Annotated in this window: 17 protein-coding genes; 5 read left to right on the top strand and 12 right to left on the bottom strand. The window is 35.4% G+C overall.

What is annotated here, in order from left to right; genetic code table 11:
- The first annotated feature begins 36 nt into the window (after positions 1-36).
- The 4 genes from GXP67_RS15345 to GXP67_RS15330 all read left to right on the top strand — a co-directional run bounded on the left by GXP67_RS15345 (position 37) and on the right by GXP67_RS15330 (position 9,427).
- The gene (locus tag GXP67_RS15345; RefSeq protein ID WP_162443933.1) at positions 37-552 is read left to right on the top strand and encodes a hypothetical protein; all 516 of its coding nucleotides are present in this window, start codon (positions 37-39) and stop codon (positions 550-552) included.
- 278 nt (positions 553-830) lie between these two features.
- Positions 831-2,486: an MFS transporter gene (locus tag GXP67_RS15340; RefSeq protein ID WP_162443932.1), complete on the top strand. Its 1,656-nt coding sequence runs from the start codon at positions 831-833 to the stop codon at positions 2,484-2,486.
- Between the two features lie 817 nt (positions 2,487-3,303).
- Positions 3,304-7,821, top strand: coding sequence for a glutamate synthase large subunit (gene gltB, locus GXP67_RS15335; protein ID WP_162443931.1), 4,518 nt, complete (start codon positions 3,304-3,306; stop codon positions 7,819-7,821).
- Between the two features lie 124 nt (positions 7,822-7,945).
- Positions 7,946-9,427 carry a glutamate synthase subunit beta gene (locus GXP67_RS15330; RefSeq protein ID WP_162443930.1) on the top strand — a complete coding sequence of 494 codons (1,482 nt, stop codon included), beginning with the start codon at positions 7,946-7,948 and terminating at the stop codon, positions 9,425-9,427.
- Between the two features lie 613 nt (positions 9,428-10,040).
- Here the strand turns inward: GXP67_RS15330 and GXP67_RS15325 are convergent.
- From GXP67_RS15325 to GXP67_RS15275, 11 genes are all read right to left on the bottom strand, one after another.
- On the bottom strand, positions 10,041-11,876 hold the full coding sequence (locus GXP67_RS15325; protein ID WP_162443929.1) for a tetratricopeptide repeat protein: 1,836 nt from the start codon (positions 11,874-11,876) through the stop codon (positions 10,041-10,043).
- 472 nt (positions 11,877-12,348) lie between these two features.
- On the bottom strand, positions 12,349-13,983 hold the full coding sequence (locus GXP67_RS15320) for an Ig-like domain-containing domain (protein WP_162443928.1): 1,635 nt from the start codon (positions 13,981-13,983) through the stop codon (positions 12,349-12,351).
- 77 nt (positions 13,984-14,060) lie between these two features.
- A complete protein-coding gene (locus GXP67_RS15315; RefSeq protein ID WP_197901691.1) occupies positions 14,061-14,939 on the bottom strand; it encodes a class I SAM-dependent methyltransferase in 879 nt (292 codons plus the stop codon).
- A gap of 15 nt (positions 14,940-14,954) precedes the next feature.
- Positions 14,955-16,817, bottom strand: a complete 1,863-nt coding sequence (mnmG, locus tag GXP67_RS15310) for a tRNA uridine-5-carboxymethylaminomethyl(34) synthesis enzyme MnmG (RefSeq protein WP_162443927.1) — start codon at positions 16,815-16,817, stop codon at positions 14,955-14,957.
- A 69-nt stretch (positions 16,818-16,886) separates the two neighbouring features.
- Positions 16,887-17,318: an rRNA maturation RNase YbeY gene (ybeY, locus tag GXP67_RS15305; RefSeq protein ID WP_162443926.1), complete on the bottom strand. Its 432-nt coding sequence runs from the start codon at positions 17,316-17,318 to the stop codon at positions 16,887-16,889.
- Positions 17,318-17,719 carry an ATP-binding protein gene (locus GXP67_RS15300; RefSeq protein WP_162443925.1) on the bottom strand — a complete coding sequence of 134 codons (402 nt, stop codon included), beginning with the start codon at positions 17,717-17,719 and terminating at the stop codon, positions 17,318-17,320. The genes ybeY and GXP67_RS15300 overlap by 1 nt, the downstream gene beginning before the upstream one ends.
- 46 nt (positions 17,720-17,765) lie before the next feature.
- Complete coding sequence (locus tag GXP67_RS15295; protein WP_162443924.1) at positions 17,766-21,236, bottom strand: DUF4175 family protein; 3,471 nt, start codon at positions 21,234-21,236, stop codon at positions 17,766-17,768.
- Between the two features lie 91 nt (positions 21,237-21,327).
- Positions 21,328-23,100, bottom strand: coding sequence for an ABC transporter substrate-binding protein (locus GXP67_RS15290; protein ID WP_162443923.1), 1,773 nt, complete (start codon positions 23,098-23,100; stop codon positions 21,328-21,330).
- 44 nt (positions 23,101-23,144) lie between these two features.
- Positions 23,145-23,909, bottom strand: coding sequence for an exodeoxyribonuclease III (gene xth / locus GXP67_RS15285; protein WP_162443922.1), 765 nt, complete (start codon positions 23,907-23,909; stop codon positions 23,145-23,147).
- Positions 23,910-23,937: 28 nt separating this feature from the next.
- Positions 23,938-24,294 (bottom strand): hypothetical protein, encoded by a 357-nt coding sequence (locus GXP67_RS15280; RefSeq protein ID WP_162443921.1) that lies wholly within the window; start codon positions 24,292-24,294, stop codon positions 23,938-23,940.
- Positions 24,295-24,296: 2 nt separating this feature from the next.
- Entirely contained in the window at positions 24,297-24,638 is a 342-nt protein-coding gene (locus tag GXP67_RS15275) for a carboxymuconolactone decarboxylase family protein (RefSeq protein ID WP_162443920.1), read from the bottom strand.
- Between the two features lie 128 nt (positions 24,639-24,766).
- Here GXP67_RS15275 and GXP67_RS15270 point away from each other — a divergent pair, with 128 nt between their 5' ends.
- The gene (locus GXP67_RS15270) at positions 24,767-25,444 is read left to right on the top strand and encodes a ComF family protein (protein WP_162443919.1); all 678 of its coding nucleotides are present in this window, start codon (positions 24,767-24,769) and stop codon (positions 25,442-25,444) included.
- 48 nt (positions 25,445-25,492) lie between these two features.
- Here GXP67_RS15270 and gldJ read toward each other — a convergent pair whose 3' ends face one another.
- A complete protein-coding gene (gene gldJ / locus GXP67_RS15265; RefSeq protein ID WP_394351977.1) occupies positions 25,493-26,653 on the bottom strand; it encodes a gliding motility lipoprotein GldJ in 1,161 nt (386 codons plus the stop codon).
- Positions 26,654-26,799 lie beyond the last annotated feature (146 nt).

Here is a 26,799-nt window from a genome sequence, read left to right as displayed (position 1 = left end):
ATCCTTTACATTTATTTCAACAAATCACCGACGGATATGCTTACGAGATCAAATATACATTCTTCCAAAAATTATGAGTCTACATCTATGGCTCCGCATTATCTTAATTTATTTGTTCAGCCCAGTAAGCCGGAGCCAAACGAATCCACAACTAAAAGTCTATCTGCTTACCTGAAAATGAAAGTAGTGTATACCATATTGCAGATTATGGTATCTCTGGTATTCATCCTGGGTGGTATTTTATTGTGGATTGCTGATATTCCGGTATATCTTTTCAGTTTTCAAAGCGGTATACCCGTTTCTTTTCTATATGGGATGAGTATTATTGCTACCTTGCTGGCACTGATTCAATTATTTCCTGTTACCAGTTTTGCGGCTCAGCTAGGATTAACTCTTATGAGCATTGCAGTATTTAGTGTTCATTTGATTCTGGGAAGTCCTTTGTATTTGTTACTACCTGCACTGCTGCTGCTGATTCTTACACTTTCGACTATCTGCCTGAATTATAAACTTGCCTCACCGGATACCACCAGTTACCAGGCTTTTGAGTAACTACTTTCATTCAGCCGATATGCGCTAGTTACCTTAAAGCAGGTATTATTAATTTTGTATTGAGTTTCCGGAGCCATCGTTTACAATGTTTGTATCGGATGGCTCAATTTTTTATTTACTCAGCTAAAATCTTGTTACTGTTTCGAGTTACTATTTACTTTAAGCAGAATTTCTTCCTGTTCATTCTAAGGAAACCACTTCATTAGATATTCGTATGAGTTCTTTACTTTGTCTGAAGCATTTCCATTCTAACCAGCCTAAAGATATAAGTAAGCAGTATGATTGCGCCACCCTCTCCTGTACCTGACTCAAAAATAAGTTTATGGACTCCCTTTACCTTTTCCCTGTTCCGGGCTATCTGGATTGCTTCGCTGGTATCTAACATAGGTACCTGGATGCAGAATGTGGCTGGTGTCTGGCTTGTAACTATTCTAACTACTTCTACATTGCTGGTTGCCCTTATGCAGACAGCTACCAGTTTACCTTCATTCTTATTGAGTGTACCTGCAGGGGCACTTGCCGATCTTACCGACCGGAGGAGAATGTTGCTGTTTACGCAGGGATTTATGGCTTGTATGGCTACATTGCTAGGTACCCTTACATTAATGGGCAATATATCTGCATTGGGTGTATTATCATTTACATTTTTATTAGGTATGGGCGCAGCCTTAAATGGCCCTGTATGGCAAACCATTACCCCTGAACTCATTCCCCGACCGGTATTGCCTTTTGCACTCACTTTAAATGGGGTAAGTATTAACGTAGCCAGAGCTGTTGGTCCGGCAATCGGCGGCGTAATCATTTCGTATTTTTCACCAGGCTATGTTTTTCTGCTCAATGGGGTTTCTTTTCTGGGTACCTGGATTGTGATTTATTCCTGGAAACGAAAAGTAGCCGTTTCGAGTGTTCCTGCAGAAAATTTTATTGGTGCCTTACGGGCGGGTGTTCGGTATGTACAGTATTCACCAGCAATTTATGCGATCCTTATTAGGGCGTTTAGTTTCTCATTTGGGGCCAGTGCTATGTGGGCTTTGCTTTCTATTGTGGTCGCCCGGAGACTTCAGTTAGATTCAAGTGCGTATGGGGTAATGCTCTCCTGGCTGGGCGCCGGTGCAGTAAGTGGTGCTTTTACGACAGGTATAATCAACCGGCGATTCACCGTGAACCAGCGGGTGTTAATTGCTATTGTTATTTTTACTGGCACCAATCTATCTCTGGCATTTTTTCCTGCTGCATACTGGCTGTATCCGGTAATGTTTTTATCTGGAATGGCCTGGCTGATGATTATGACCAGTTTTAACACAACCGTACAACTGAATCTGCCAAAATGGGTGCAAGCTCGGGTTTTAAGTATTTATATGCTGGTGTTTCAGGGAGGTATGGCTTTAGGAAGTGTAACCTGGGGAACACTTGCTGATCATTTCAGCCTTTGGATAGCTTTAGTGGCAGCAGCAGTCTGGCTCCTGCTAAGTGCTTTCCTGGCGATTCCTTTTCCGATTTCACCGGCAGAAAATTTGAATTTAACACCGGCAGAACACTGGCCTGAACCAACCGTTCAAGGCGATATTGACCCGGATGATGGACCAGTAGTAGTAATGGTGGAATACATGGTAAAAGTAGCTGATATCCCTGCTTTCCGTCAGGCCGTTGATCAGTTGGTCCGCCTTCGCTTACGGGATGGGGCATTACGTGCAGGTGTTTTCACAGATGTAACTAATCCTAGCCGGATTACTGAATTTTTTTATGTGGCTACCTGGGGAGAACATCAGCGGCAGCATCATAGGTTTACCAAAGAAGATTTAGCTATCGAAACCAGGGTCATACATTTTCATACAGGGTCAGTTCCTCCACGGGTCACCCATTATATCGCTTTTCCCAAAGCACCTAATGTAGATATTGCTCCTCCTTTTGAGAATATGGAAGGACAGTCATAAATCCTTTAAAGGGATTTCTCTTGCTGCAGAATTATTAAAGCGTTATTGTAAAAAACACAATAATTCTATGTTGCCTCAATTATGTAAAGCATTGTATTTATTATCTGCTCATTTGATATAAAATACAACAAAAATTTCTAGTTCTTAAATGGGCATAATCATACTATTTTTCTGATGATGATTATAGAAAAATGTTTTATTGAATCTTTTATAGTATCCTTATTTTCCTCGATCCAAACTTCTGAGCTTATTTTTTTGTATAGTATTTTTAATCTTCTCTCTTCTGTGTAAGCAAATTTTATTTGTATTTTATTTCTACACTTACAATTTTGTATGGCTTACAGTCATTTTAGCTATTATCATTAACTGTAATAATTCTATTGTGGTCTGTAAAACGTACAATTAATTCTTTAAATTATCAAAATACCAATTGATTTATGAGTATAAATACTCAATTTTTATACATAAAGTACAAGCATATATTAAAATATTTAAAATTCAATAAATTTCAAATATCAATATTTTATTCTTATATAAATGAATAAATATAGAATAAGAAATTGTATAAGAGTCGCTTTGTAATCAAAAATTTGGTTTAGTAAGAAATTTTTTTTCGTCTTTGTGTGTTTGTATATTTAAAAATTCCTATCTTGTGGGTTCTCTTTGTAAAAATTTAATTTTCAAATAAATTCTCACTTTATTACAAATTTTTTAAAGACGAACCCCATTTTTTTAATTTTTGTTTATTTAATAATCTTATTAAGCGGAAAACCGATACTTATTGATCACTGAAGAGCTATTTTAACAAAGCACTCCCATGAAAGAAGAAAACCAAAAAACCTTGTATGTTCCTATTTTAGAACATGACTCTTGTGGAACCGGATTTGTAGCACACCTAAAGGGAATAAAATCACATAAAATCGTGGAGGATGCGATTACTATGCTGGAAAATATGGAGCATAGAGGCGCTTGCGGATGTGATCCGGAGTCTGGTGATGGAGCAGGCATATTATTACAGATTCCTCATACATTTTTAAAAGATAAATGCAGGGAAGAAGGATTTGAACTACCGGAAGCAGGTGAATATGGAGTAGGAATGTTGTTTTTCTCAGCTGATTATAATATCCGTGAAAAATGTAGACGGATGTTTAATAAACACATTAAAGAAGTAGGATTTGAACTGCTGGGTTATCGGGAAGTACCGGTATATAATAAAGTTGTTGGACCTTCTGCCCTAGCCGGTGAGCCTAAGATTGAACAGGTATTTGTAAAGCCTACTCAAATATATAATGATCCGGGTAAACTGGAAAGAAGACTATACTTATTGAAGAATTATGCTACGCATGCTATCAATAACATGGTAGGCAATGATGAGTCTTTTTACTTTGCTTCCTTTTCTTGTAAAACCATTGTATACAAAGGTCAGTTACGCACCGTACAACTGAGGAATTATTTTCCTGATTTACAGGATTCCCGGTTGATTTCCGGACTGGCGCTGATACATTCCAGGTTTTCTACCAATACGTTTCCTAAGTGGAAGCTGGCTCAGCCATTCCGCTATATTGCCCATAACGGAGAAATCAATACCATCCGGGGAAATATCAATTGGATGAAATCTAAGGAAGCTATTCTGCACTCATCCTTTTTTACTGATGAAGAAATCCAGATGTTACTGCCTATCTGTAACCCCAACGATTCTGATTCAGCTAACCTGGATAGCCTGGTAGAATTACTGGTGTTAGGCGGCCGTTCTATTGCCCATGCCTTAATGATGCTGATTCCGGAAGCCTGGCAGGAAGATAAGTTAATGTCTGAAGAAAAGAAGGCATTTTATGAATATCATGCCTCCATGATGGAACCCTGGGATGGTCCGGCTGCTGTCTGTTTTACAGATGGAAATCTGGTAGGTGCAACGTTGGATAGAAATGGTTTACGCCCTTCCAGATATTGCCTGACCAGTGATGATTATCTCATTATGGCTTCTGAAGCTGGTGCATTAGTAGTAGACCAATCTAAAGTAATATTAAAAGGACGGCTGCAACCAGGTAAAATGTTTGTAGCTGATCTTACGCAAGGCCGCATCATTAGCGATGATGAATTGAAGAGAGATCTATGTGCCCAGCAATCCTATGGCAAGTGGCTTCAGAAAAACAAAGTAAGCTTAGACCAGTTACCTGGACCCAAGCAGCTTACCTATCAGCTAGACCATGAAACCCTGGTGCACCGCCAGCAGGCATTTGGCTATACGGCTGAAGATTTAAAAGTGATTTTGCAGCCAATGGCCCTTTCTGCACAAGAACCAATCAGTTCTATGGGAACAGATACGCCGCTTGCTGTTTTGTCTTCTCAGAGCCAGCACTTATCCAACTATTTTAAGCAGCTGTTTGCCCAGGTAAGCAATCCTCCTATCGATCCCATCCGCGAACGTATGGTCATGTCTTTGTTTACTACCATTGGGCCTACTCATAATATATTGGTTGAAACACCTGACCATTGCAAACAAATGCACTTGTCGCATCCGGTGTTAGTTAACGACGATTTAAATAAACTCAAATACATCAGTCATCCTGACTTTAAATCCAAAACGCTGGATGCCATTTTTCCTGCTGAAGGCAAAAAAGGTGTTCTGGAAAAAGCCATAGATAAACTTTGTGCGGAAGCAGAACAAGCCGTGTTGGATGGTTGTAATATTCTGATTATTTCCGATAAAAATTTTGACAAGAAGAATGTAGCGATTCCATCCTTGCTTGCGGCAGGAGCTATACACCATCATTTGATCAGAAAGTGCCTGCGTACCAAAGCAAGTCTGATTGTGGAAGCCGGCGATGTGCGGGAAACCCATCATTTCGCTACTTTAATTGGCTATGGTGTTTCTGCGATTAATCCGTATATCGCTTTTGAAACTATTTCTTCATTCAAGCGGGATAATTTATTACCTGAAAATATCAGTGAAGCCCAGGCGCACTATAATTATATAAAAGCGATTGGATATGGGTTATTGAAGATATTCTCTAAAATGGGAATTTCTACGCTTCAGTCTTACCAGGGTGCCCAGATTTTCGAAGCATTGGGTATTAATAGTTATGTAATTGAAAAATGCTTTACTGGAACCATTTCCAGAATTGAAGGCCTGGATTTTGATGGAATTGCCAACGAAGCTTTAATTAAACACAGATTAGCCTTCCCTCTGAAGCCTATTCAGAATTCACGTCTGGAAGTAGGTGGAGTAATGCAGTGGAAACGTACTGGTGAAGCGCACTTGTTCAATCCGGAAACAATCCATTTACTTCAGTATTCTACCAAACGTGGAGATTATAACTTATACAAAAAATACGCTCAGAAAATAAACGACCAGATAGAGAAAGCCCTTACCTTAAGAGGTATGCTGGAGTTTAAAAAGCGCAAGTCTATTCCAATAGAAGAAGTAGAAAGTAAAGAAAGCATCTTCCGGCGTTTTGCTACTGGTGCTATGTCTTTCGGTTCTATTTCTCATGAAGCGCATACAACCCTTGCCATTGCCATGAACCGTATCGGAGGAAAGAGTAACAGCGGCGAAGGTGGTGAAGACGAAGTTCGTTTCGAACGTAAAGAAAATGGAGACTGGGAATGTTCAGCCATTAAACAAGTAGCTTCTGCCAGATTTGGTGTTACCAGTTACTACCTGACCAATGCACAGGAATTACAGATCAAAATGGCTCAAGGTGCAAAACCAGGCGAAGGTGGACAGTTACCAGGTCATAAAGTGGATGATTGGATTGGCCGTGTACGTCATGCTACACCTGGTGTTGGGTTGATTTCTCCTCCACCCCACCACGATATTTATTCTATCGAAGATTTAGCTCAACTTATTTTCGATTTGAAAAATGCAAATAGGGCTGCCAGAATCAATGTAAAACTCGTTGCCGAAGCGGGTGTAGGTACCATTGCCTCAGGTGTAGCTAAAGCTCATGCTGATGTTATTCTTATTGCCGGACACGATGGGGGTACCGGAGCCTCTCCGATTAGTTCAATCCGTCATGCTGGGATTCCATGGGAAATTGGTCTGGCAGAAGCTCATCAGACGTTGGTTAGAAATAATTTACGCAGCCGTGTTACTCTGCAATCTGATGGGCAAATCAGAACTGGAAAAGACCTGGCTATTGCAATTTTGTTAGGTGCTGAAGAATTTGGTGTCGCTACTGCTGCCCTTGTCGTAGAGGGATGTATTATGATGCGTAAATGCCATCTGAATACTTGTCCGGTAGGTATTGCCACACAAGATCCTGAACTGAGAAGGTTGTTTACTGGTGAAGTAGATCATGTGGTGAATTTGTTCACTTTCCTGGCTGAGGATTTGCGTGAAACGATGGCCGCTTTAGGTTTTCGTACTATTCAGGAAATGGTAGGTCAGGTAGATGTGCTGAAAGTAAGAGAGAATGTAGAGCACTGGAAATTAAAAGACCTGGATCTTAGCCCTATTTTGTACAAACAGCCTGCTGATCCAACAGTTGGAATTTATAAGCAACTGGAGCAGGATCATGGTATTGATGGCGTATTGGACTGGAAATTACTGGAAGCTTCACAACCAGCATTGGAAAATGGCGCTGCTGTTCAGGGTGAATTCAATATTCTCAATACTGACCGGGCAGTAGGTACGCTCTTGTCTAATGAGATTTCGAAAAAATACAAAGGCGAAGGCTTACCTGAGGGAACTATTCACTTTAAATTTAACGGTTCTGCCGGTCAGAGTTTTGGTGCCTTTGGTGCGCCTGGATTAAGGCTTGAACTGGAAGGAGAAGCCAATGATTATTTTGGTAAAGGTTTGTCTGGAAGCCAGCTCATTGTGTATCCTGCCAAAGAAGCTACCTTCGATCCAAGCAAAAATATGATCATTGGTAATGTGGCGTTTTATGGAGCAACTTCCGGTGAAGCGTACATTAGGGGTCTTGCTGGAGAACGTTTCTGCGTGCGTAATTCAGGAATGAAAGCAGTTGTGGAAGGAGTAGGTGACCATGGCTGCGAATATATGACTGGTGGTATTGCTGTAATATTAGGTGATACCGGACGTAACTTTGCTGCAGGCATGAGTGGGGGTATTGCTTATGTATATGATCCTGAAAAGAAGTTTTCTCAGTATTGCAATAAAGAGCTGGTAGAGTTTGAAGAGGTGGAATATGAAGATGTAAATACTTTGAAAGACCTGATTGAAAATCATTTCAAATTTACCGGTAGCGATATTGCCCAGCAGATCCTGCTCAATTGGGGAGATGCTCTCTCTTCGTTTGTAAAAGTGATGCCTCGTGAATACAAAGCTGCACTGCTCAAAGCTAAAATCAATCTGAAAGAAGCTGTTTAATTTTTTACCTCTAAAGAAACTTAACTTAACACAGGTGGATTTTACTACCGAATTATGATTAGGTTAAGTTTCTTTTTATACCTGTCTTTTAATAAAACCTTTACTACAATAACAATTCAATACCATGGGAAAACCTACGGGATTTATGGAATTTGGCCGGGAAACGCCAAAATCAAAAGCGCCTAAAGATCGGATTAATGAATATAAAGAAATATACCTGGAATTTGCCGATGATAAAGTAAAGCAACAATCCTCCAGGTGTATGGATTGTGGGGTTCCTTTTTGTCACAACGGCTGTCCTTTGGGAAATAATATTCCTGATTTCAACGATGCTGTGTATGCTCAAAACTGGGAATATGCAATAGAAATATTAAGTGCTACCAATAACTTTCCGGAATTTACCGGCAGAATTTGCCCGGCTCCTTGTGAAGGTTCCTGTGTATTGGGAATAAATAAACCTCCTGTTACTATTGAACTGATCGAGAAAACTATTGCTGAAAAAGCATTTGAAATGGGCTTGATCAAAGCCACTATTCCTGATGTAAGAACAGGTAAAAAAGTAGCCGTTATTGGCTCTGGCCCTGCTGGCCTGGCTGCAGCTGCTCAGTTAAACAAAGCTGGTCATTGGGTAACTGTTTTTGAACGTGACGATAAAATAGGAGGCTTGCTAATGTATGGTATTCCTGATTTTAAACTCGAAAAATGGGTGGTTGATAGACGTGTAAAAGTGATGGAAGAAGAAGGCATTGTATTTAAAACCAATGTTAATGTGGGCGTAGATATATCTGGTTCAGACCTGATGTCACAATTTGATTCGATTGTGTTATGCACTGGTTCTACTGTTCCCAGAGATCTTCCTATTCCCGGACGTAACTTAAAAGGCGTTCATTTTGCTATGGATTTTCTTACCCAGCAGAACAATCGGGTTACAGGCGGCAGAAGAGGAATGTGGAAGGAAGACATATTAGCTACTGAAAAAAATGTGGTGGTTATTGGTGGTGGTGATACTGGTTCTGACTGTGTGGGTACTTCTAACCGCCATAAAGCAACTTCTGTTACCCAGATTGAATTACTTACCCAGCCTCCTTCTGAACGTGCGTCTGACAATCCCTGGCCCTTATGGCCTATGATTCTCCGTACTTCATCCTCGCATGAAGAAGGAGCTGACCGGAACTGGTGTATGCATACCAAAGAATTTATTGGTGATGAGCAAGGAAATTTAACCGGTATAAAAGTAGTTAAAATTGAATGGCAACTCGATAAGCAAACCGGCCGATCCTCTTTTGTTGAATTACCGGAAACCGAAAAAATACTGCCTTGTGAATTAGCATTGTTAGCTATTGGTTTTTTACATACTCAAAAGTCAGGTTTAGTGCAGGAACTGAATCTTTCTTTAGATGAAAGAGGAAATGTAAAATGTAACAATTACCAATCGAGTGTGAACAAAGTTTTCGCGGCTGGAGATTCACGTCGTGGGCAATCACTTGTTGTATGGGCTATTTCTGAAGGTCGTGAAGCTGCCAGAGCCGTTGATACTTACCTGATGGGTACTTCCACATTAGAATCTAAAGATGATTCGCTAATTAATGTAAGCCGCATCGCATAATTTATCATTTTTATTGTTTTTAGTTAAAAGCCTTTGTAAAAAATACAAGGGCTTTTTTATTTTCCACTTCTTAAGCTTTATCTTACATAGCTTTATTTCTGCTTTAAAAGGTCTATAAACAATTTTTATCCTATAATCCTTATAAGACAACCTTTAAGTAAATTTTTCGTTCTAAAGCCTTTTAAATCGATTCCACATCTGCCTTCTCCTCAACCTGCTTAGAATATTTGTTTTCATTTTCTTTAACCCCGTATCTAGTATTCAATACAACATAAAGTGATTATTGATTTAAAGGCGCTGTAATCAATTTTGATCATTAGTTAAGCTGAGAATATTCCTTTCAGTTTTCATGCGTTTAAATTATTCTTAATGCTTTTATAATGGGTATATGTCTTCCTCCTTCTGAAGAGTGTAAACTTTTCTTACATCGCTCATACATTCTCTTATTTCATCCAACAACTTTTGCACCGATTGTTAAAATTACAATACTCTCTATGACATAATGGCATCTATCCTAATTTGGTTATTTATGCCAAAGCCCCAATATAGTTTAGACTCATCTAAACTATATTGGGGCTGATTAATTTTTTAGACAAGCCTAATTTAGACAAGCCTAATTTACTCTATCTCCTCGTAACTGTCTGAATCTCTTGCGTGCTTCCACAGAATAGATGCTTCCTGGATATTTAATTAAATGATTTTGATATAGCTCCATTGCTTTTTCTTTATCATTTAATTTTTCTTCAAGAAGTTTAGCCATCATAAAATGGGCATCATCTCCAAGAATATCATGTCCATAATTGTTCACTATTTTTTCGAGTTTTTCTACAGCTTTCAAATTTTCATTGCTACGGATATTTATCTGTGCTTCCAGCCATAAGATTTCATCAGACAAACTATGACCCTTATATTTTTCATTCATGGCTTCCAGTTTTCGCAATGCTTCCTGATCTTTGTTTTGAAAAAGCAATAGTTCCGCTGAAGCATATTCTTTCATCGCTTCGCCTACTGTATCCATGGCCAGATTATCCTGAATAAGTAAACTCAGATCCATTGCATCATTCGCTATTTCTCGGGAAGTTGCCAGTTTCAGAATATCTAAGTGACCTTGCGCCAGCTCGAACTCCCCTTTGTAATAGGATAATTTCGCATTTTTCAGTTTTGCCTCATACCCAATGGGCTGCTCTTTATTGCTTTTTTCAACCTGTGAATACAAAAGTGTCGCTTCCCATGGTTCATTTTTCAAGAGATAAATATCTCCCATATCTATTTTACATTTTGCAATCAAATCACTGTTTTGCCTGGCATATTTTACAGATTCCTTCAGGTAAAACAATGCCGTATCTTTGTTGTCTAAGTAGAATCCGTACAGCACGGCCATATTCCTCATAGCTTCAGCAGATTGTTGAGTTTTTCCTATATCTCCTATAAGGCGCTGATAATCAACAATTAATGATTGTATTTGATCTCTGTTAATAGGAAATGTATTTTTTACAAGCTCCTCCCTTGACATAATCAGGTAGCGGCGGTATATCGGATAACTTGGGCTTTGGGGATATTCTTTTACTAGATATTCATATATGGTACTTGCACTTTTATAATCTTTGTTTTGTAAACTGATCATTCCGATTTCAGTAAGCTTTGATCCTTCAAGTTTCATACGTTTATCCATAGATCTTGCCTGAAAAAATGCTTTATTAAAATCTTTTTGCTGTATATAATACCATATTAGCAAATCACTATACATATTTTCTGTAGGTTCCTTTTGTATTCTTGATATTAATACCTGTTCTAATTTTTCATATTCTTCCGGTTTTGTTAAATTATCCTGTAACACATTCTGAAGAACTGTTAAATTGTTTTTATTTTCCATTGCCAGATTAATGTACTCCTCAATCATCTTTATGGTATTATTCTGGATCTTATATAGATTTGCTATTTGAAGTGCATAGAGATTAGGATTACCAGAATTTTTTCTTGCTTCTAAATATACTTTTTCAGCCCATTCCAATTTATTTTCTTTCATTAATGCGCTAGCCAGTACTTCTGATTTGGCTAAGTCCTTTTTGGATTCATCTATTAACTTTTCTACGTATTTTTCTGATTCATTTTCTTTTCCTTGTTTTTGAAGATTAAATGCATAATCTATTTTATATTTCATTTCTTCAGGATTATTTTTTATATGCCTTTTCAGATATTTATCAACTTCATTCCATTCTTTTAATTCCTGTAATGTATATAAATAGTTTTTATACACTATTTTATCAATATCATCGCGCTTTATTATTTTCTGAAATATCGCTTTAGCCTTTTCATACTCTTTTTGCTCTAAATATTGATTTGCTAAATCTATATCCTGGTTTTGTGCCTGAATACTTGTATGAAAAAGTAAAATTCCTACACAGGTAATTTTTAATACTACTCCTATAAATTTATTTGATCTTCTCATATAGTTTTTCTTTTAGATTTCTTTCAATTTCTTATTTTAATTATTTAAATATTTATTTAATTGTTATTATATATTATTAAGCTGTAGATATGTGGATAAATATTTATTACCTGGAAATTGCTTCTTTAAAATGTGGATAAGTGATTAGTTATCCACAGGGTTATCCACCATTTTGCCTTTGTCAATCTGATAGTTATAAATTTTATCCACTCTTTTCCACATAGCCTAATTTGTGGTTAACTTTTTAATTATTATCAATTTCCTTATGTGGATATATGTGTGTAGATAATCTATGTTTAATGAGATTTATTCACAATATAAGAAATACAGCAGTGTATTATGAAAGGTAGAAACTTATTCCAACATTTATACATTATGGAGGTATGTCTTATCTACATAGTTTTTGCACATATCCACAGACATATCCACATTTTATTATGATATTTTCTATATTAAATAGACCTTTTTTGATTTAAATGTTAATTTCGTTGAAAACCATTTCCCAATTTTCTTTCAAATTAATTTCTTCTTGTGAAAATACGATTGACTCAGGTTGGCGCTTTTCATTAAAATTTCCCTGGTCCCATTTCCCATTTCCATTTGAATCAATAATAACTCTGATTCTATATTTACCGGCAGCCAGGTAATCAAACCTATATTTTTGGATATTTTTTTGTTCATCCATTACTTTAGATTCTGCATCTATAAGTTGTACGATAAATTTTTTTTCGGTTGTATTTACATTTCCGCTTATTGAACCATAATCCGCTATGTCTTTCAAGTCATGGGTGGTAACAAACTTAGCGCTTGTATCTCCTTCTACGCTATAAAACGTACCTTCGGGAATTATAACCCGAATATTTTTTTGAATTACAATTTTTTTATTGATACTTAACTCTGTATAATATTCATTCCATTTAAAATCTTCTCTTAAATTCAATTTTATAGGTGTAAGTGTATCGGCCAGTAAACTGACACTATCAAGGCTATATTTCTGAATCGGTTTACTAAACCCTATATTGTAAATAAAATTTTTCTCTACCTTTTCTCCATCAGATGGCTTTATAGATATATTTAATTTTTCCTTTCTTTTTTCTTTGGTATTGTTATTACCACTTGTATTTGCTGTAGAATTAAATTTAATATTTACTTCCTTTTCAAGTTTATTTCCAATTGAGTCTAAGGCTGTTACGATTATAGGAATGCTATCATTTGAGTTTATTGTATTATATACTCTTACTTTATTCGGATCTTGTATTTGATAATATAATTGATTGTTATTTGAGGCATGTTTTATAGATATTTTGCTCAAACCTTCATTAAATTCTAATTGATAATATTCTGCATCCGGCCTGGGTTTTAACAGTTTTGGTGGAAGGGTATCAATAATGCTTAGTGTAAAATTCAGTGTGTCTATATTATCTGTCAGATTAATAGGAGTATTTAAAAAGCCAATTTTTTCTTTTTCCTGATCGTACTTTTGATTGTTATTTTTCTCTGATAAAGCATATATAAGATAAGTATCCTCTTTTAAATTTTCTAAAAGATAATTTCCACTCTTATCTGTTTTGGTTAAATAATAAGGAGCATGCTTTGTAATTTTTAATGTATCATCTGCTTTATACAATAAAATTAATCCTTCTTCTACTGGTTTATTTGTTAATAAATCAGTCATTTTTCCGGCTATGTATAATGAATCAATTATATCTCCTGTACTAAATACAATTTTTGCATTTTCGGCAATATTTTTCTCTGTTACATCTTTAATCGATTTTCTGAAATTGAATGTATAGGTAGTATTTTTTTGAAATGGCTTTTCAAATGTTAAGCTTAATCGATTTTTCTTTAGTTCATATTCATAATTTCCTTCTGGTCTGGGTGTAATTAAGAGTTCTTGTTTTATATTTTCAATACTTACCAATTCATTGAAAACTATCTCTATCTGTTTGCCTGGAAAATTTGTACTTTTATCTTTCGGTATGGAAGCTTCAATATTGGGTGGTTCGATATCTTTTTTTCCACCTGTAGGAACGGCCTGACTTGCGCATCCATATAAATAAAAAATTGAGAGGATATTAGTTATAAATTTTATGGCGTTTTGTTTCATAGTTTTTTAAAAATGAATAAACCCTCAAAGCATATGCCTGCTTGAGGGTTTATTTATTGAAAATTCAATAAATAATTTTATTTGGAGAATATATAGGTCAGGCTTGAGTAATTATTATTGTTTTTCTTTGCCCATTTGTTTGATAATAATCCTGTTGTAATGGCTGATACGAATCTTGTCTGGTTATATTTGTGTTTTAAACTCATTAAACTGATATAATATGCATCATATTTCATTGGCAAAACCTTAAATATCTTCAATTGGTGTTTTTTCATTAGTTGCATCAAAGTTTCTTGAGTAAAATGATACAAATGTCTTGGTACATCATATGCTGCCCAGTAAGTTCCAAATCTTTTTGCATCGTATGAATCCCTGTTTGGAACGGCAATTATAAGCTTACCATTTTCATTTAATAACTGCTTTATTTTTTCTATTGTTTCATTTAATAAATGTACATGTTCTAATACATGCCACATCGTAATTATATCAAATTTTTGAAAAGGCAATTCATATATATTTTCTTTTACCTCACCTTGTGTTTTTTGAACTGCTTTTTTTCTGGCTTTTTCATCTGGCTCAATTCCTACTGTAATCCAGCCATCTTTTTTACATATTTCTAAAAATGATCCCGTACCGCAACCTATATCTAAAACACTTCCTTTATTATATAAGTCATTGATTAACTGTAATTTACTATTTAAATTCTTCTGTTTTACTATATAATATAATTTATTAATCACTCCTTCATTATCATCCTGATGAGATATATAATCTGTTGATTGGTAATATTTGCCAATCTCTTGTTGTCCGGGACGAGGGTTGGTAAACCTAAAATTGCAGCTTTGACATTTTACAATTTGAAATTCTTCTTGCGATATAACATAATCTTTACAAATGATGTCCATATAATAATTTTCAGAATTACATACCGGACATTTCTCAATTTTTTCTAACATAATTCTTTTTACAATTTATCTCCCCATATATACCATAAGTATGGATATGTCTGAGGGAGATACTCCGCTAATTCGTGATGCCTGGCCTATGGTTTCTGGCTTAATTTTCTTTAATTTTTCTCTTCCCTCCTTTGACATTGCTATCAAGGCATCATAGTTGAAATTATTATGGATTCTTAGTCCTTCCAATTCATTCAACTTTTCAACATTTTTTTGTTCCTTCTCAATATAGCTCTCATATTTAATTGAAATTTCAGCTTGTTCCTTTATTTCAGCTTCGTAACTATTTAGACTACTAAACTGAATTATCGCCTGATTTTCTATTATTTTGATATCTACATCTGGCCTTTTTAATAAATTGTATACTGAAGTTTTTTCTCGTATTGTCGCTGTACTGATACTTTCTAAGTATGGATTTATTTCTTCAGGTTGAATTTTCGTAGATTTTATTAACTGAATGAGCTCTTCAACTTTCTTTTTTTTATTTTTCATGGATTCTAATCTTTCTTGTGATGCTAAACCAATATTGTATCCTATCTCTGTCAATCGTACATCGGCATTATCTTGCCTAAGTAAAATTCTGTACTCTGCTCTTGAAGTAAACATACGATAAGGTTCTTCTGTCCCTTTGTTTATTAAATCATCTATTAACACTCCTATATACGCTTCCGACCTTTTTAAAACTAAAGGCTCTTTGTTTTTTACTTTATTGTGAGCATTTATCCCCGCCATTAAACCTTGACAAGCCGCTTCTTCATAACCTGTTGTTCCGTTAATTTGACCTGCAAAATATAAATTTTCAATTTGTTTAGTTTCTAAGGTTGCACTCAGTTGTGTAGGTGGAAAGTAATCGTATTCAATGGCATAACCAGGTCTGAACATTTTTACTTTTTCAAAACCGGGGATTTTTTTCAAAGCTTTGTATTGAATATCTTCAGGTAGTGATGTAGAAAAACCATTAACATATATTTCTACTGTATTCCATCCTTCAGGTTCAACAAAAATTTGATGTCTATCTTTATCTGAAAATCTATTTATTTTATCTTCTACAGAAGGGCAATATCTTGGACCCCGGCCTTGAATTCGTCCTGTAAACATAGGTGATTTATCAAAACCGGTTTTTAAAATCTCATGTACTTCAGTATTTGTATATGTTATATAGCAACTCCTTTGTTTTGATAACTTTGGCGTATTTGTATAAGAAAACTTACTTGGATTTTCGTCTCCTTTCTGTTCTTCCATAACTTCATAGTTCAAGCTTCTCCCGTCTACTCTTGGTGGAGTTCCTGTTTTCATTCTACCCGATTCAAAACCTAATTCAATCAATTGTTCAGTTATACCTGTTGCTGCTTTTTCTGCTGTTCTTCCTCCCCCAAAATTCTTTTCTCCAATATGTATTAATCCATTCAGAAATGTTCCATTTGTTAACACTACAGATTTGCTATAAATATTTACTCCAATTGATGTTTTGACTCCTATAACTTTCTTATTTTTAATAATCAAGTTTTTAACCATATCTTGCCAAAAATCTAATTTTTCAATCCCTTCCAAGGTCAATCTCCATTCTTCTGCAAATTTCATTCTATCACTCTGTGCTCTTGGACTCCACATTGCAGGCCCTTTAGAATAATTTAGCATCCTAAATTGGATCATTGTTTTATCCGTTATTATTCCTGATTGACCCCCTAATGCATCAATTTCTCTTACGATCTGACCTTTTGCTACACCTCCCATTGCCGGATTACAAGACATTTGCGCTATAGTTTGCATATTCATCGTAATCAATAATACATCTGATCCCATATTTGCAGCTGCTGCTGCAGCTTCACAACCGGCATGACCTGCCCCTACTACAATAACATCATATTCTTTGAACATATCTTATTAATATTTATGTTCCACGTGGAACATTAGAATTATTATAAAAAAACGTTCCACGTGGAACATTTAGAGTTTAAGTATAGATAAATAATAATTTTCCTTTTGTTTCATTAAAATTTTATCTATGGAGGCTTTGTCGTTATATCCGAGTAAATGTAATACGCCATGGATGATAACACGATAAAGCTCTTCAATGAATGAATTATTATAAGTTTTAGAATTTTCTGAAACTCGATCTATGCTGATAAATAAATCACCTTCTATAACACTTTCGACATCGGAATTATCAAAAGTGATTATATCAGTAAAAAAATCGTGCTGAAGAAAACTTTGATTAATAGAGAGAAGGTATTGATCGGAACAAAAAACAATTGTTAAAGATTCAAATTTATAGCATTCGGAATGAATAGTATAGATTATCCATTCCGAAATAAGCGTGGGGTTAGGAAGAGAAAATGAAATATCTTCACAAAAAAATTCAATGTTAGAAGTAAGCATTAATTAAAATAGAAAATTAGCTCAACAGTACGCCCATTATTAAGAAAGTGAACTTCATCAGAAAGATTTTTCATAAGAAATATACCTCTTCCTCCTGGTTTGTCAATGTTTTCAGGTAAAGTAGGGTCAGGAGGAGAAGAGAAATCAAATCCATTACCTTGATCTTCAATAATAAACTTAACGAGATTTTCACGAAGATGTAAAGAGAGATTAACATTCTTATTTTTATCTTCTTTGTTGCCATGCTTAATAGCATTGTTTACAGATTCGGTAACAGCAATCATAATATTGCCATAGATATCGTCATCTATATTATAAAGGTCTTTCACGTTATCAATAAAGCTTTCAATAATTCTAATATTTTCGATTAAAGAAGGAATTTGAATGTTAATAGATTCCATTAGATAATTATGATATAATTAATTGTGAAACAAAATTAAACAAATTTTAATCTATTTTTTTAAAGTACTCATCAACTTCTTTTCTATAATAAGGAGACAATGAAGGGGGTACTGTTTTTAACAATTCAATCTGTTTTTCCTTTGCTTTGATATAATCAGCAAACTGAGAAGGTGGAGTTCGGGGTTTTTCCTTAGCTTGTTCCGCTTCACGACGCTCTTCTTCATCCCTCTCCTTTTGTGCTTTTTCAGAATCTAGCAACCTGGTTAAAATTTCTTTTTGACGGTTAATAGTTTGATTATTCAGATTCTTATTAACTAATTCTTTTTCAGTTTCTTCCATTTTTTTCAGGATATCACTCAATGTGCCATCTTCACCTTCACCGCCTTTTTCATTTTTACCCTTATCTTTAGCACGGCCTTTTTGAAGTTGTTGAAGAGCATTACGGAGCATTTCTTGCTCAGCTGCTAATTTTGCTAATTCCTCTGAAAGTTCTTTACCGGATTTACCACTTTGTTGTAATTGTTGAATTTTATTATTCAATTGTTGTTGTAACTCACTTAAACCAGGAGTCTTTTTATTACCTTTTTGCTTTTTACCAGATTTAGCCATTGAAGACATCTGATCCTGCAATTGCTTTAAAACATCATTTAATAAAAGTGCCAAATTATTCATAGATGTCATAGCTAACTGTTGATTGCCAGTGGCAATGTTAAGCCTTCTTTCTTTGATGCCTTCTGCGCTCTCATCCATGTACTCTTTCATTGCACTTACTTCACGTGTTACAAATGATTCAATTTGGAAAACGCGTTTGGCTAAGGAATAAAGACTATCCTCAATTATTTTAGCGTCATCTTTTAACTTAAGTTGTTCCTGAGAAAGTTTTACAAAACGTGGATCAGAAAGATTAACATTTCTGAAATCTTTCATTAGTTTTTCCTGATCAAAAGAAAGAGTAATTAAGTTTTCGAGAATATCGCGCAAATGGTCAAGATTCTCTTGAGTTTGCTCCATCTCCATCTCACTCTGCATTTGAGATAACTTTTCAGCCATTTCCTGCATTTGTTCAGAAGCATTTTTCTGAGATTGGGAAGCCTTTTTATTTTGATTTTTCTGAAGTTGCTCCATGCTATTTTGTTGTTCCTCAGAAATTTTCTGCTCTTCTTCAGAAGTGTTTTGCATTTCATTGGGCTCTTCCATAGATTTGTTTAGCTCTTTAAGCTCTTCCAAAGCCTTTTTAGTATCCTCAAACTTCTGATTTAATTCTTTTTGTTTTTCTTCTAAACTTTGTTTTTCATCCTGTTTCAAGGATTGTTCAGGGTTATCTTTGTTAGCATCTTTATTCTCCTGGTTCTTTTCTGCTTGTTCTTTTAAAACTTCGGATTTGTCAGTAGACTTCTCATCTTTTTTTTGCTCATTTAGTTTATCATCATTACTCTTTTTATCTTCTTTGGTTTTTTTATCATCCAAAGATTTTTCACTCAGTTCTTTCTGCTCCTCAGCCAGCTTGTTTAAGTCGGCGATTTCTTTTTCTAGTTTCTGTTCAAACTGAATTTGTTTAAACATCTCAAGAGCACGGGCAATTTCCTTTTCAAAGTTGGCCTCCTTTTTATCTATTTTCTCCAGTAAATCGGATGCATTATTTCTATTAGACTCAAGTAATTTCTTAAGTTCATCATATAGTTTTTTTGTTTCATCATCAAGTAATTCGTCCATTAGCTTTTGTAACTGCTCTACTTTTTCGGTCAACTTAGGACTACTTTCTGAAAAACGTTCTCGTTTTTGATTTAACTCATCTACCTGTTTTTGAAGCGATTCTACTTCTTTCATCAACTCCGCTTTCTTATTGAGTAAATCTTCAATCATTTTCTTATCCTGAAAATCGAGCGTTTTTTTAGACTTCAAGCGGTTCTCCAGGTTATTAATTTCTTTTTTAATTTTATCTACCTTATTAAGTGCAGAACTCATTCCGCCTTTTGTCTGATCTACCTCTTTAATTAGATCCTTCTCTAATTCAGCTTCGGTAGGTAATTGGAAAGTAAAATGAGTAGAACGAGTGCTTTTGCTGCCATTTACACCATCGTTATCCCATACCTGAACAAAATATTCAAGCTTTTCGCCAGGATTCAAATTAAGTGAATCAAGTTCCCACTGATAATAAAATTTCTGAATAGCTTGTTTAGGCTGAATGCCAATAGCCATTGAACGAAAGTTTTGATTTGTAGACCCATCAGAACGGATGACTTTGTAGTGAAGAGATAGTTTATTTAAACCATAATCATCAGCTATATTTCCGCCCAGAATAATATAGTTATACAAAGTTGTATCCCTGAAATATTCAACATTGATTTTGGGATATTGATCAGGAATTACCTCTAAATAATACTTAATATCTTCTTTATTGGCACCATATGTGTTTTTAAGCTTGATTTGATACGGCAAAGACGATTCAGCCTCTTTAGTGAATTGAAACTTGTTATTTGAACGTTTCTGAGCAGAAACGAAATCGGTGTTATTGTCGAATGCAACAAGCAAACTATCAGTTTCAACAGAAGAAAATGACCAGGTAATCTGCGATCCTTCTGGAACGACCAAATTTCCAACATTATTAAAGTTGTCGTTAGCCCGGTTAAGATATACAGGATAATTTACCTGAGCATTGAACTGTGTAAGGCTTGGTCTGGTAATAAGATTAAGTGAAAAAGAGGTAGAATTAAATCCTGCTGCATCAAAAGAAAAATCTATTGCTTTCTGAATTTTTGAAAAAGTATAAGAAAAGCTATTTCCTTCTAGTGAAGTCATTTTATATCGTCTGTCATTATAGGAAATAAAAACATTTTCAGGAATAGCTTTGCCTTGCATATTCAAATACACAGTAAAGTCTTCATTCTTAAAAACGTCAAGAGAGGAGTTTTTAAGAAGAAATGAAAAAGGAGCCGCAGGCACATAAGTTTTATTGAAATTAACAATACGTGCAGAACTCTCGGTGAGGAACTGAGGAGAGAAAATAAAAAGACAAACAATAATAACAAAAGGAACTGCTACATATTTCACATAACGGTTATTTTCACGGAAGTCTACAGCATCTTTAAAATTTACAATACTTAATGACTGAGTTTTTTGGGCTATACTTGCCTGGAGCAATTCATTTTGAGAATGACTTAAGCTGTGCAATTGTACAGTATTTAAAAGCTTATCTTTTATCTCAGGAAAGAATTTACCTATTTGTACGGCAGCCTCCTCATCAGAAAGGGGATGATTAATATTGTATAATTTTAAGATTGGGTTAACAATCCAATATACTGTTGAAAATAGAAATAAACTAAGAAAGGAGAAGAATAGTAAACCACGTAAAACTGGATTAAAATTACCATAATACTCCAGCGTATTTACAATAAGAAAAGCACTCAGAAGTAATGCTGTTGACACAATAATACCTCTGATTAATAAATTGCTATAATATTTTCTCTTATAAGCAGTGAGCTTATCTACAAGATTTTGGTAAGATGCGCCGGACATATATTTAGGATATTAGTATTAATTACGAAAGCAAGAATTTACTAAATAAATTCCAGAATTAAATACTTATACCTGAAATATAATCAGCATGTTATAAGTCTTTGGTGGAATCTTTAGCTTGTTCTAAATAAACTTCACTTAAGTCCCTATATTGCATAGGGTTGTTAGGAAAATTTTTAACATACGACTGAATAAGCCTATACCCTTCATCATACCATAATACAACAATGGGAGCGTCATTCATAAGTATCTGCTCAGCCTGAAGAAAGTAACTATTAGCTTCTTCAACAGACTTTGCATTCAAAGCCTGGTCATATAATTTATCAAACGCTGAACTTTTGTAACGCATTATATTTGGAAAAGATTTCTCTGAAGATGAACTAGGAACCTCTTTTCCATAAAATAACCATAAGAAATTTTCAGCACTTGGAAAATCAGCTTGCCAGGCTGTACGGGTAAATGCGAAATTGCCACTAATGCTGTTTTCAATCAATTGAGCAAGTGGAACTACATTTAATTTAATATTGATGTTTAAATTATCCTTTAATTGTTTTTGTACTTCAACCGCTACATTTGTATTTCGCTCTCCTTCAGCATTAAGTTGAAGTGTAATTTCTGGAAATCCTTTTCCGTTAGGGAAGCCAGCCTTATCTAAATAATATCTGGCAGAATCAATATTCAAACTATATCCTTTAATTTTATTGATATCATAATTATTAAAAGATGGAGGGGTTACGCCATGATTGCCTGCTGCAAAACCTTCTCCATTCAGAATCTGTTCCAGAATTAAATCGCGGTTGATCGCAAATGAGAATGCTTTCCGTACATTTTTATTTTTAAAAACCCCTTCCTGTGTATGAAAAGATAGAAATTGAGTAATCATTTCAGGTGCCCTTTGCAACTCAAATTGTGCATATTCACCATTGCTACCAGATGGATTGTTTATCTCTTCCAGAATTTCAATAATGTATTCGGTAGGAAGGCGGTATAACATGTCCAGATTTCCTTTTTTGAACTCGAACAATTCAATTTTTTTATCTTTAATAAATTGAATGCTTACTGCATCTAAAAAGGGCAACTGATTTCCGTGTTTATCTACTCCATGATAGCGGTTATGCTTTTTCAAAACAAGCGATACCCCCTCATCAACATCGGCTTCTGAGAGTTTATATGGGCCAGTTCCAACTGTCCGGATACGCATATCCACTCCATATTTATCATAAGCTTCTTTCGGATAGATGAAAGTTCCGGGACGGGCAAGGTTGAATAGCAAGATAGAAGAAGGTTTTTCAAGCTGGAGTTGAACAGTATATTTATCCAGTACTTTTATCCCTTCGATTTCGAAACTAGGCTTTTTTCCACCGGCACTAGCTTCAAAATATTTATTAGCACCTTTAAGTATATCCTTAAAAATAGAGAAACTCTGGTTATCGGTATGTTGGGTGCAAATTTGGGTAAAGCAATATTTTACATCCTCAGCTGTCATTTCGCGTCCTTTTCCATCAGAAAAAGAAGCATCATCATGAAAAAATACACCTTTCTTTAATTTTATTGTGTATAAGGTTCCATTGGCATCTATTTCATGACTTTCAGCCAGACAGTTAATTACATTTAAATTAGTCTGGTCAAACTTGAAAAGTCCTTCATAAATCTGAGTAGCGACCCTATAAGAAAAGGCATCTGTAATATTAGGAGGATACAAACTTTTAATATATTCAGCTTCGCTAATCCGGAATACGCCGCCATAGTTCCTCCCTCCCTTAGCCTCTTTGGGAGTATTCGCTTCGGAACTTGAAGTGTTACTAGCGCTTTCGCAGGAAGATAGAATGGCAATAAATAGCAGAATATAATAAGTGAGCTTCATTTGACAAGATTAAAATGTACTGTATTGCTAAAGTTGTTGAGTAGTTATGAATGTAGTTCTAATAGAATTGGACAATGGTCTGAAAATTTCACGTCAGATAAAATTACACATCGTTTGAGTCTGGCTTGTAGAGGCTGCGTTACCATTTGATAATCTATGCGCCAACCTAAATTCTTTAGACGTGCACCTGCTCTGTAACTCCACCAGGTATAATGATGAGGTTCTTGATTAAAATACCGGAATGAATCAATAAAACCAGAATTCAAAAATTTACTTATCCATTCTCTTTCTTCAGGAAGAAAACCAGAGCTATTGGCATTGGATTTAGGATTATGAATATCAATGGATTGATGACAAATGTTATAATCGCCACATACAATTATATTCTCAATTAGTTTTCTTTGTTGACGAATATACTCTTCAAAATCGCTTAACCACTGCATTTTAAAGCTCTGTCTGGAATCACCTGAAGAGCCAGAGGGCATATAAGTATTGATGATAGAAAAGTCTTTCAAATCAAATCTAATTACCCGACCTTCTAAATCGTAACAATCTATTCCACAACCTAAGGTAACGCTTACAGGCATATGCTTTGAAAATATGGCTACACCACTATAGCCTTTTTTTCTGGCAGAAAACCAGAAAGGAGTATACCCCATTTCAGTAAAGGGTGACAAATCTATCTGGTCTATATCCGCTTTAACTTCTTGTAAACAAATAATATCTGAATCAACAGCTTTTACCCAATCAATAAATCCTTTAGAGATAACTGAGCGAATACCATTCACATTATAGGATATTATTTTCATGTATTGAAAAACTATAAGCAGTCGTCTGTTAAATAGAATCTAATTCTTCAAAGTAATCAATAGCAAGAGATTTAAGCAGGCTTTCTTGTTCAAGCAGGTCTACATGTGGAAGCTTTTTAACCAATTTCCAATGAGGCCAGCCTTGTTCATCTAAACCTTCAAACTCATAAATTCCAAGACTGCTTAACAGCTTACAAACGGCAATATGCATCAGGTCTTGCTTCTGCTCTTTAGAGAAATTTCTAATCCCCTTTCCCAGTTCTTGAACACCAATTAAAAAAAGCACAGCATTTAAGTCGGCAGGCTTTTTTCCGACAAGCTGACGGAGTTTATCTAATAAGTGTTCCCACTTTTCTTCTAAAGCGATATCTTGAGATTTCTTCATAGTTACGCCTCCTGTAAAGCTTCCCAATATTCCACTGCTCGCCTGAGATGTGGAATAACAATTGTCCCTCCTATCAAATTAGCTATTGCAAAAACTTCATAAATCTGTTCATTACTTACACCAAGTTCTTTGCATTTGCCTAAATGATACCTTACACAGTCATCGCACCGTAATACCATCGAGCAAGCAAGCCCAATCATTTCTTTAGTGATCACATCTACACTCCCGGCTGCATAGCAATTTGTATCCAGATTGAATAACCTTTTTAGAATAATATTATCAGATGAGAGAATCTTTTCATTCATCTGACTTCTATATTCATTGAAACTTTCTACAATATTCATTATTGCACTTTCCACATTAATTCATTGCTAAACTACTAAATATATGTTAAATGTTATAAAAACAGCAATTGAAAGTTGTATCAGAATCATACATACAAAATATTAGTGTAAGTAAAATAAGTAGTAATATGATGCAAGATTTTATATCCCTGATATTTCCTGAGTATTGTTTGATGTGCGAAGATGGGTTGGTAAAAGATGAAAAACTAATTTGTATGTATTGTCGGCATACACTTCCAAGAACAGAATCGCATAAGGATGCAGAGAATTTTATAGCCAGGAAATTCTGGGGTAAACTATCCTTGAAGTATGCCTGGGCATATTTGAAATTTTCTAAAAAAGGACAAGTTCAACGAGCATTACATAAATTGAAATACGATGGTTATGCGGAGGTTGGTGAATTGCTGGGTTATTGGTATGGTCATGAGTTGAAAGAGCAGGGATTGCATATAGAATTTGATTTAATACTTCCGGTACCCTTGCACATTTCTAAACTAAAGAAAAGAGGATATAACCAGAGTGATACCATTGCTAAAGGCATGTCGGAAGTTATGTCTGTTGAATGGGATGGCAAAGTTTTAGTGAAAAATACAGCCAGTGAAACTCAAACAAAAAAGAAGCGGCTGGAGAGATGGGAAAATGTAGAAAAAGTATTCGAGATTAAGAATCAACAGAAAATCGCAGGCAAGAGGATTTTGTTAATAGATGACGTAGTAACTACAGGTTCCACTTTAGAAGCTTGTGCTACACTATTATTGGATGAAGGCTGTAAAGAAGTAAGTATAGCAGCAATTGCCAGTGCATAAAAAAAGCCTTCAAGAATATTGAAGGCTTTTTACTGATATATTTAAATGTTATCTGTTTGTTCCTGCATTAATCATAGCACATCTAAAACCAATAGTAGCTGTGGCAGAATCTTGTTCCAGATATCTTCTGGTACCTGGAGCCAGCCAGTAAGCTACGTCTTTCCATGAACCACCTTTGTATACACGTACAGAATCATCAATCAATGAGCCAAAATTAGCTTTATCATAATTGGAATTTTTATCCAGAAAGCCATCTCTTCTCACTGGGTTTAAATCATCAAAATCCTGGAAAGAAAGCGGACGGTATACATCCCATACCCACTCATTTACGTTTCCAGCCATATTGTATAAACCGAAATCGTTAGGTGGATAGGCATAGATCTGATCGGTAATTAATGCACCATCGTTTAATCTACCAGCAATACCTGCATAGTCACCACGGCCTCTTTTAAAGTTGGCCAAAAAAGTACCCATTTGTTTGCCATATGGATTTCTTAATGCATGGCCATCCCAGGGATACAATCTTCCATTTGTCTGGTTTTCATCTAAATATTGAGTACCAATCAAAGCTTTTGCTGCATACTCCCACTGCGCTTCAGTAGGCAATCTGTAATCTGGTAGTACAACACCAGTTTCCAAAGGAATACGGCCACCATTCGCTGGAGGATCTACACCTGCATCTTGAGCTAATTTAAAGTTAACTGTATTAGTACGCCAGGTACAATAATCAACCGCTTGTACCCATGAAATGCCTACAACTGGGAAATACCTGAAACCGGGATATCTTAAATAATGGTCTACATATGAATCGTTGTAAGCCAGTTCACTAGCCCACACTGTAGTATCTGGTAAAGCAGACTGATAGAATTCACCATCTACGCCACCTGAATCTTTCTCAATGTAATATAAGTACTCTAACCAGTGAATATTAGCAATTTCTGTTTCATCCATGAAGAAAGATTGTATACTAATCGTTCTTTCACGGTTATCTCGGGTGTTTAATATATCTTCTTCAGCAGAACCCATAGTAAAACGGCCACCTTCAATAAATACAAGGTTAGGTCCGGCAGGCTGACCTTCAAAGTCAGGTACCTGAAAACCGTCATCCTCATTATATGCTAGTCCCGTAGCTGTGCTTTCTTGGCCGGGATTAGCAGCCGTCGGATGTTTAGACTTTCTACAAGCCGAAGCAAAGACAAGTACACCCATAAGGAGGAGAATGCCTTTCGATAATCCAAAAAACTTATTCATAACCTGTTTTTAAATGTTATTGGGGATTGCTAAGATATACAATTATTAAAACTTTGCCAATATTAAACGCTAATCTGCAATTGGGTATTATATCTGATGCTAAA

Origin of the sequence: Rhodocytophaga rosea (genome assembly GCF_010119975.1) — a bacterium.
Lineage (GTDB): Bacteria > Bacteroidota > Bacteroidia > Cytophagales > 172606-1 > Rhodocytophaga > Rhodocytophaga rosea.
The sequence above is the reverse complement of the archived record's forward strand: the minus strand, read 5'-3'. Positions and strand labels throughout refer to the sequence as shown.

What these genes read in the sequence shown, in the direction of transcription:
- GXP67_RS15345 (WP_162443933.1), top strand. Translation starts at nt 37, where the DNA reads ATGCTTACGAGATCAAATATACATTCTTCCAAAAATTATGAGTCTACA.
- GXP67_RS15340 (WP_162443932.1), top strand. Translation starts at nt 831, where the DNA reads ATGATTGCGCCACCCTCTCCTGTACCTGACTCAAAAATAAGTTTATGG.
- gltB (WP_162443931.1), top strand. Translation starts at nt 3,304, where the DNA reads ATGAAAGAAGAAAACCAAAAAACCTTGTATGTTCCTATTTTAGAACAT.
- GXP67_RS15330 (WP_162443930.1), top strand. Translation starts at nt 7,946, where the DNA reads ATGGGAAAACCTACGGGATTTATGGAATTTGGCCGGGAAACGCCAAAA.
- GXP67_RS15325 (WP_162443929.1), bottom strand. Translation starts at nt 11,876, where the DNA reads ATGAGAAGATCAAATAAATTTATAGGAGTAGTATTAAAAATTACCTGT.
- GXP67_RS15320 (WP_162443928.1), bottom strand. Translation starts at nt 13,983, where the DNA reads ATGAAACAAAACGCCATAAAATTTATAACTAATATCCTCTCAATTTTT.
- GXP67_RS15315 (WP_197901691.1), bottom strand. Translation starts at nt 14,939, where the DNA reads ATGTTAGAAAAAATTGAGAAATGTCCGGTATGTAATTCTGAAAATTAT.
- mnmG (WP_162443927.1), bottom strand. Translation starts at nt 16,817, where the DNA reads ATGTTCAAAGAATATGATGTTATTGTAGTAGGGGCAGGTCATGCCGGT.
- ybeY (WP_162443926.1), bottom strand. Translation starts at nt 17,318, where the DNA reads ATGCTTACTTCTAACATTGAATTTTTTTGTGAAGATATTTCATTTTCT.
- GXP67_RS15300 (WP_162443925.1), bottom strand. Translation starts at nt 17,719, where the DNA reads ATGGAATCTATTAACATTCAAATTCCTTCTTTAATCGAAAATATTAGA.
- GXP67_RS15295 (WP_162443924.1), bottom strand. Translation starts at nt 21,236, where the DNA reads ATGTCCGGCGCATCTTACCAAAATCTTGTAGATAAGCTCACTGCTTAT.
- GXP67_RS15290 (WP_162443923.1), bottom strand. Translation starts at nt 23,100, where the DNA reads ATGAAGCTCACTTATTATATTCTGCTATTTATTGCCATTCTATCTTCC.
- xth (WP_162443922.1), bottom strand. Translation starts at nt 23,909, where the DNA reads ATGAAAATAATATCCTATAATGTGAATGGTATTCGCTCAGTTATCTCT.
- GXP67_RS15280 (WP_162443921.1), bottom strand. Translation starts at nt 24,294, where the DNA reads ATGAAGAAATCTCAAGATATCGCTTTAGAAGAAAAGTGGGAACACTTA.
- GXP67_RS15275 (WP_162443920.1), bottom strand. Translation starts at nt 24,638, where the DNA reads ATGAATATTGTAGAAAGTTTCAATGAATATAGAAGTCAGATGAATGAA.
- GXP67_RS15270 (WP_162443919.1), top strand. Translation starts at nt 24,767, where the DNA reads ATGATGCAAGATTTTATATCCCTGATATTTCCTGAGTATTGTTTGATG.
- gldJ (WP_394351977.1), bottom strand. Translation starts at nt 26,653, where the DNA reads ATGGGTGTACTTGTCTTTGCTTCGGCTTGTAGAAAGTCTAAACATCCG.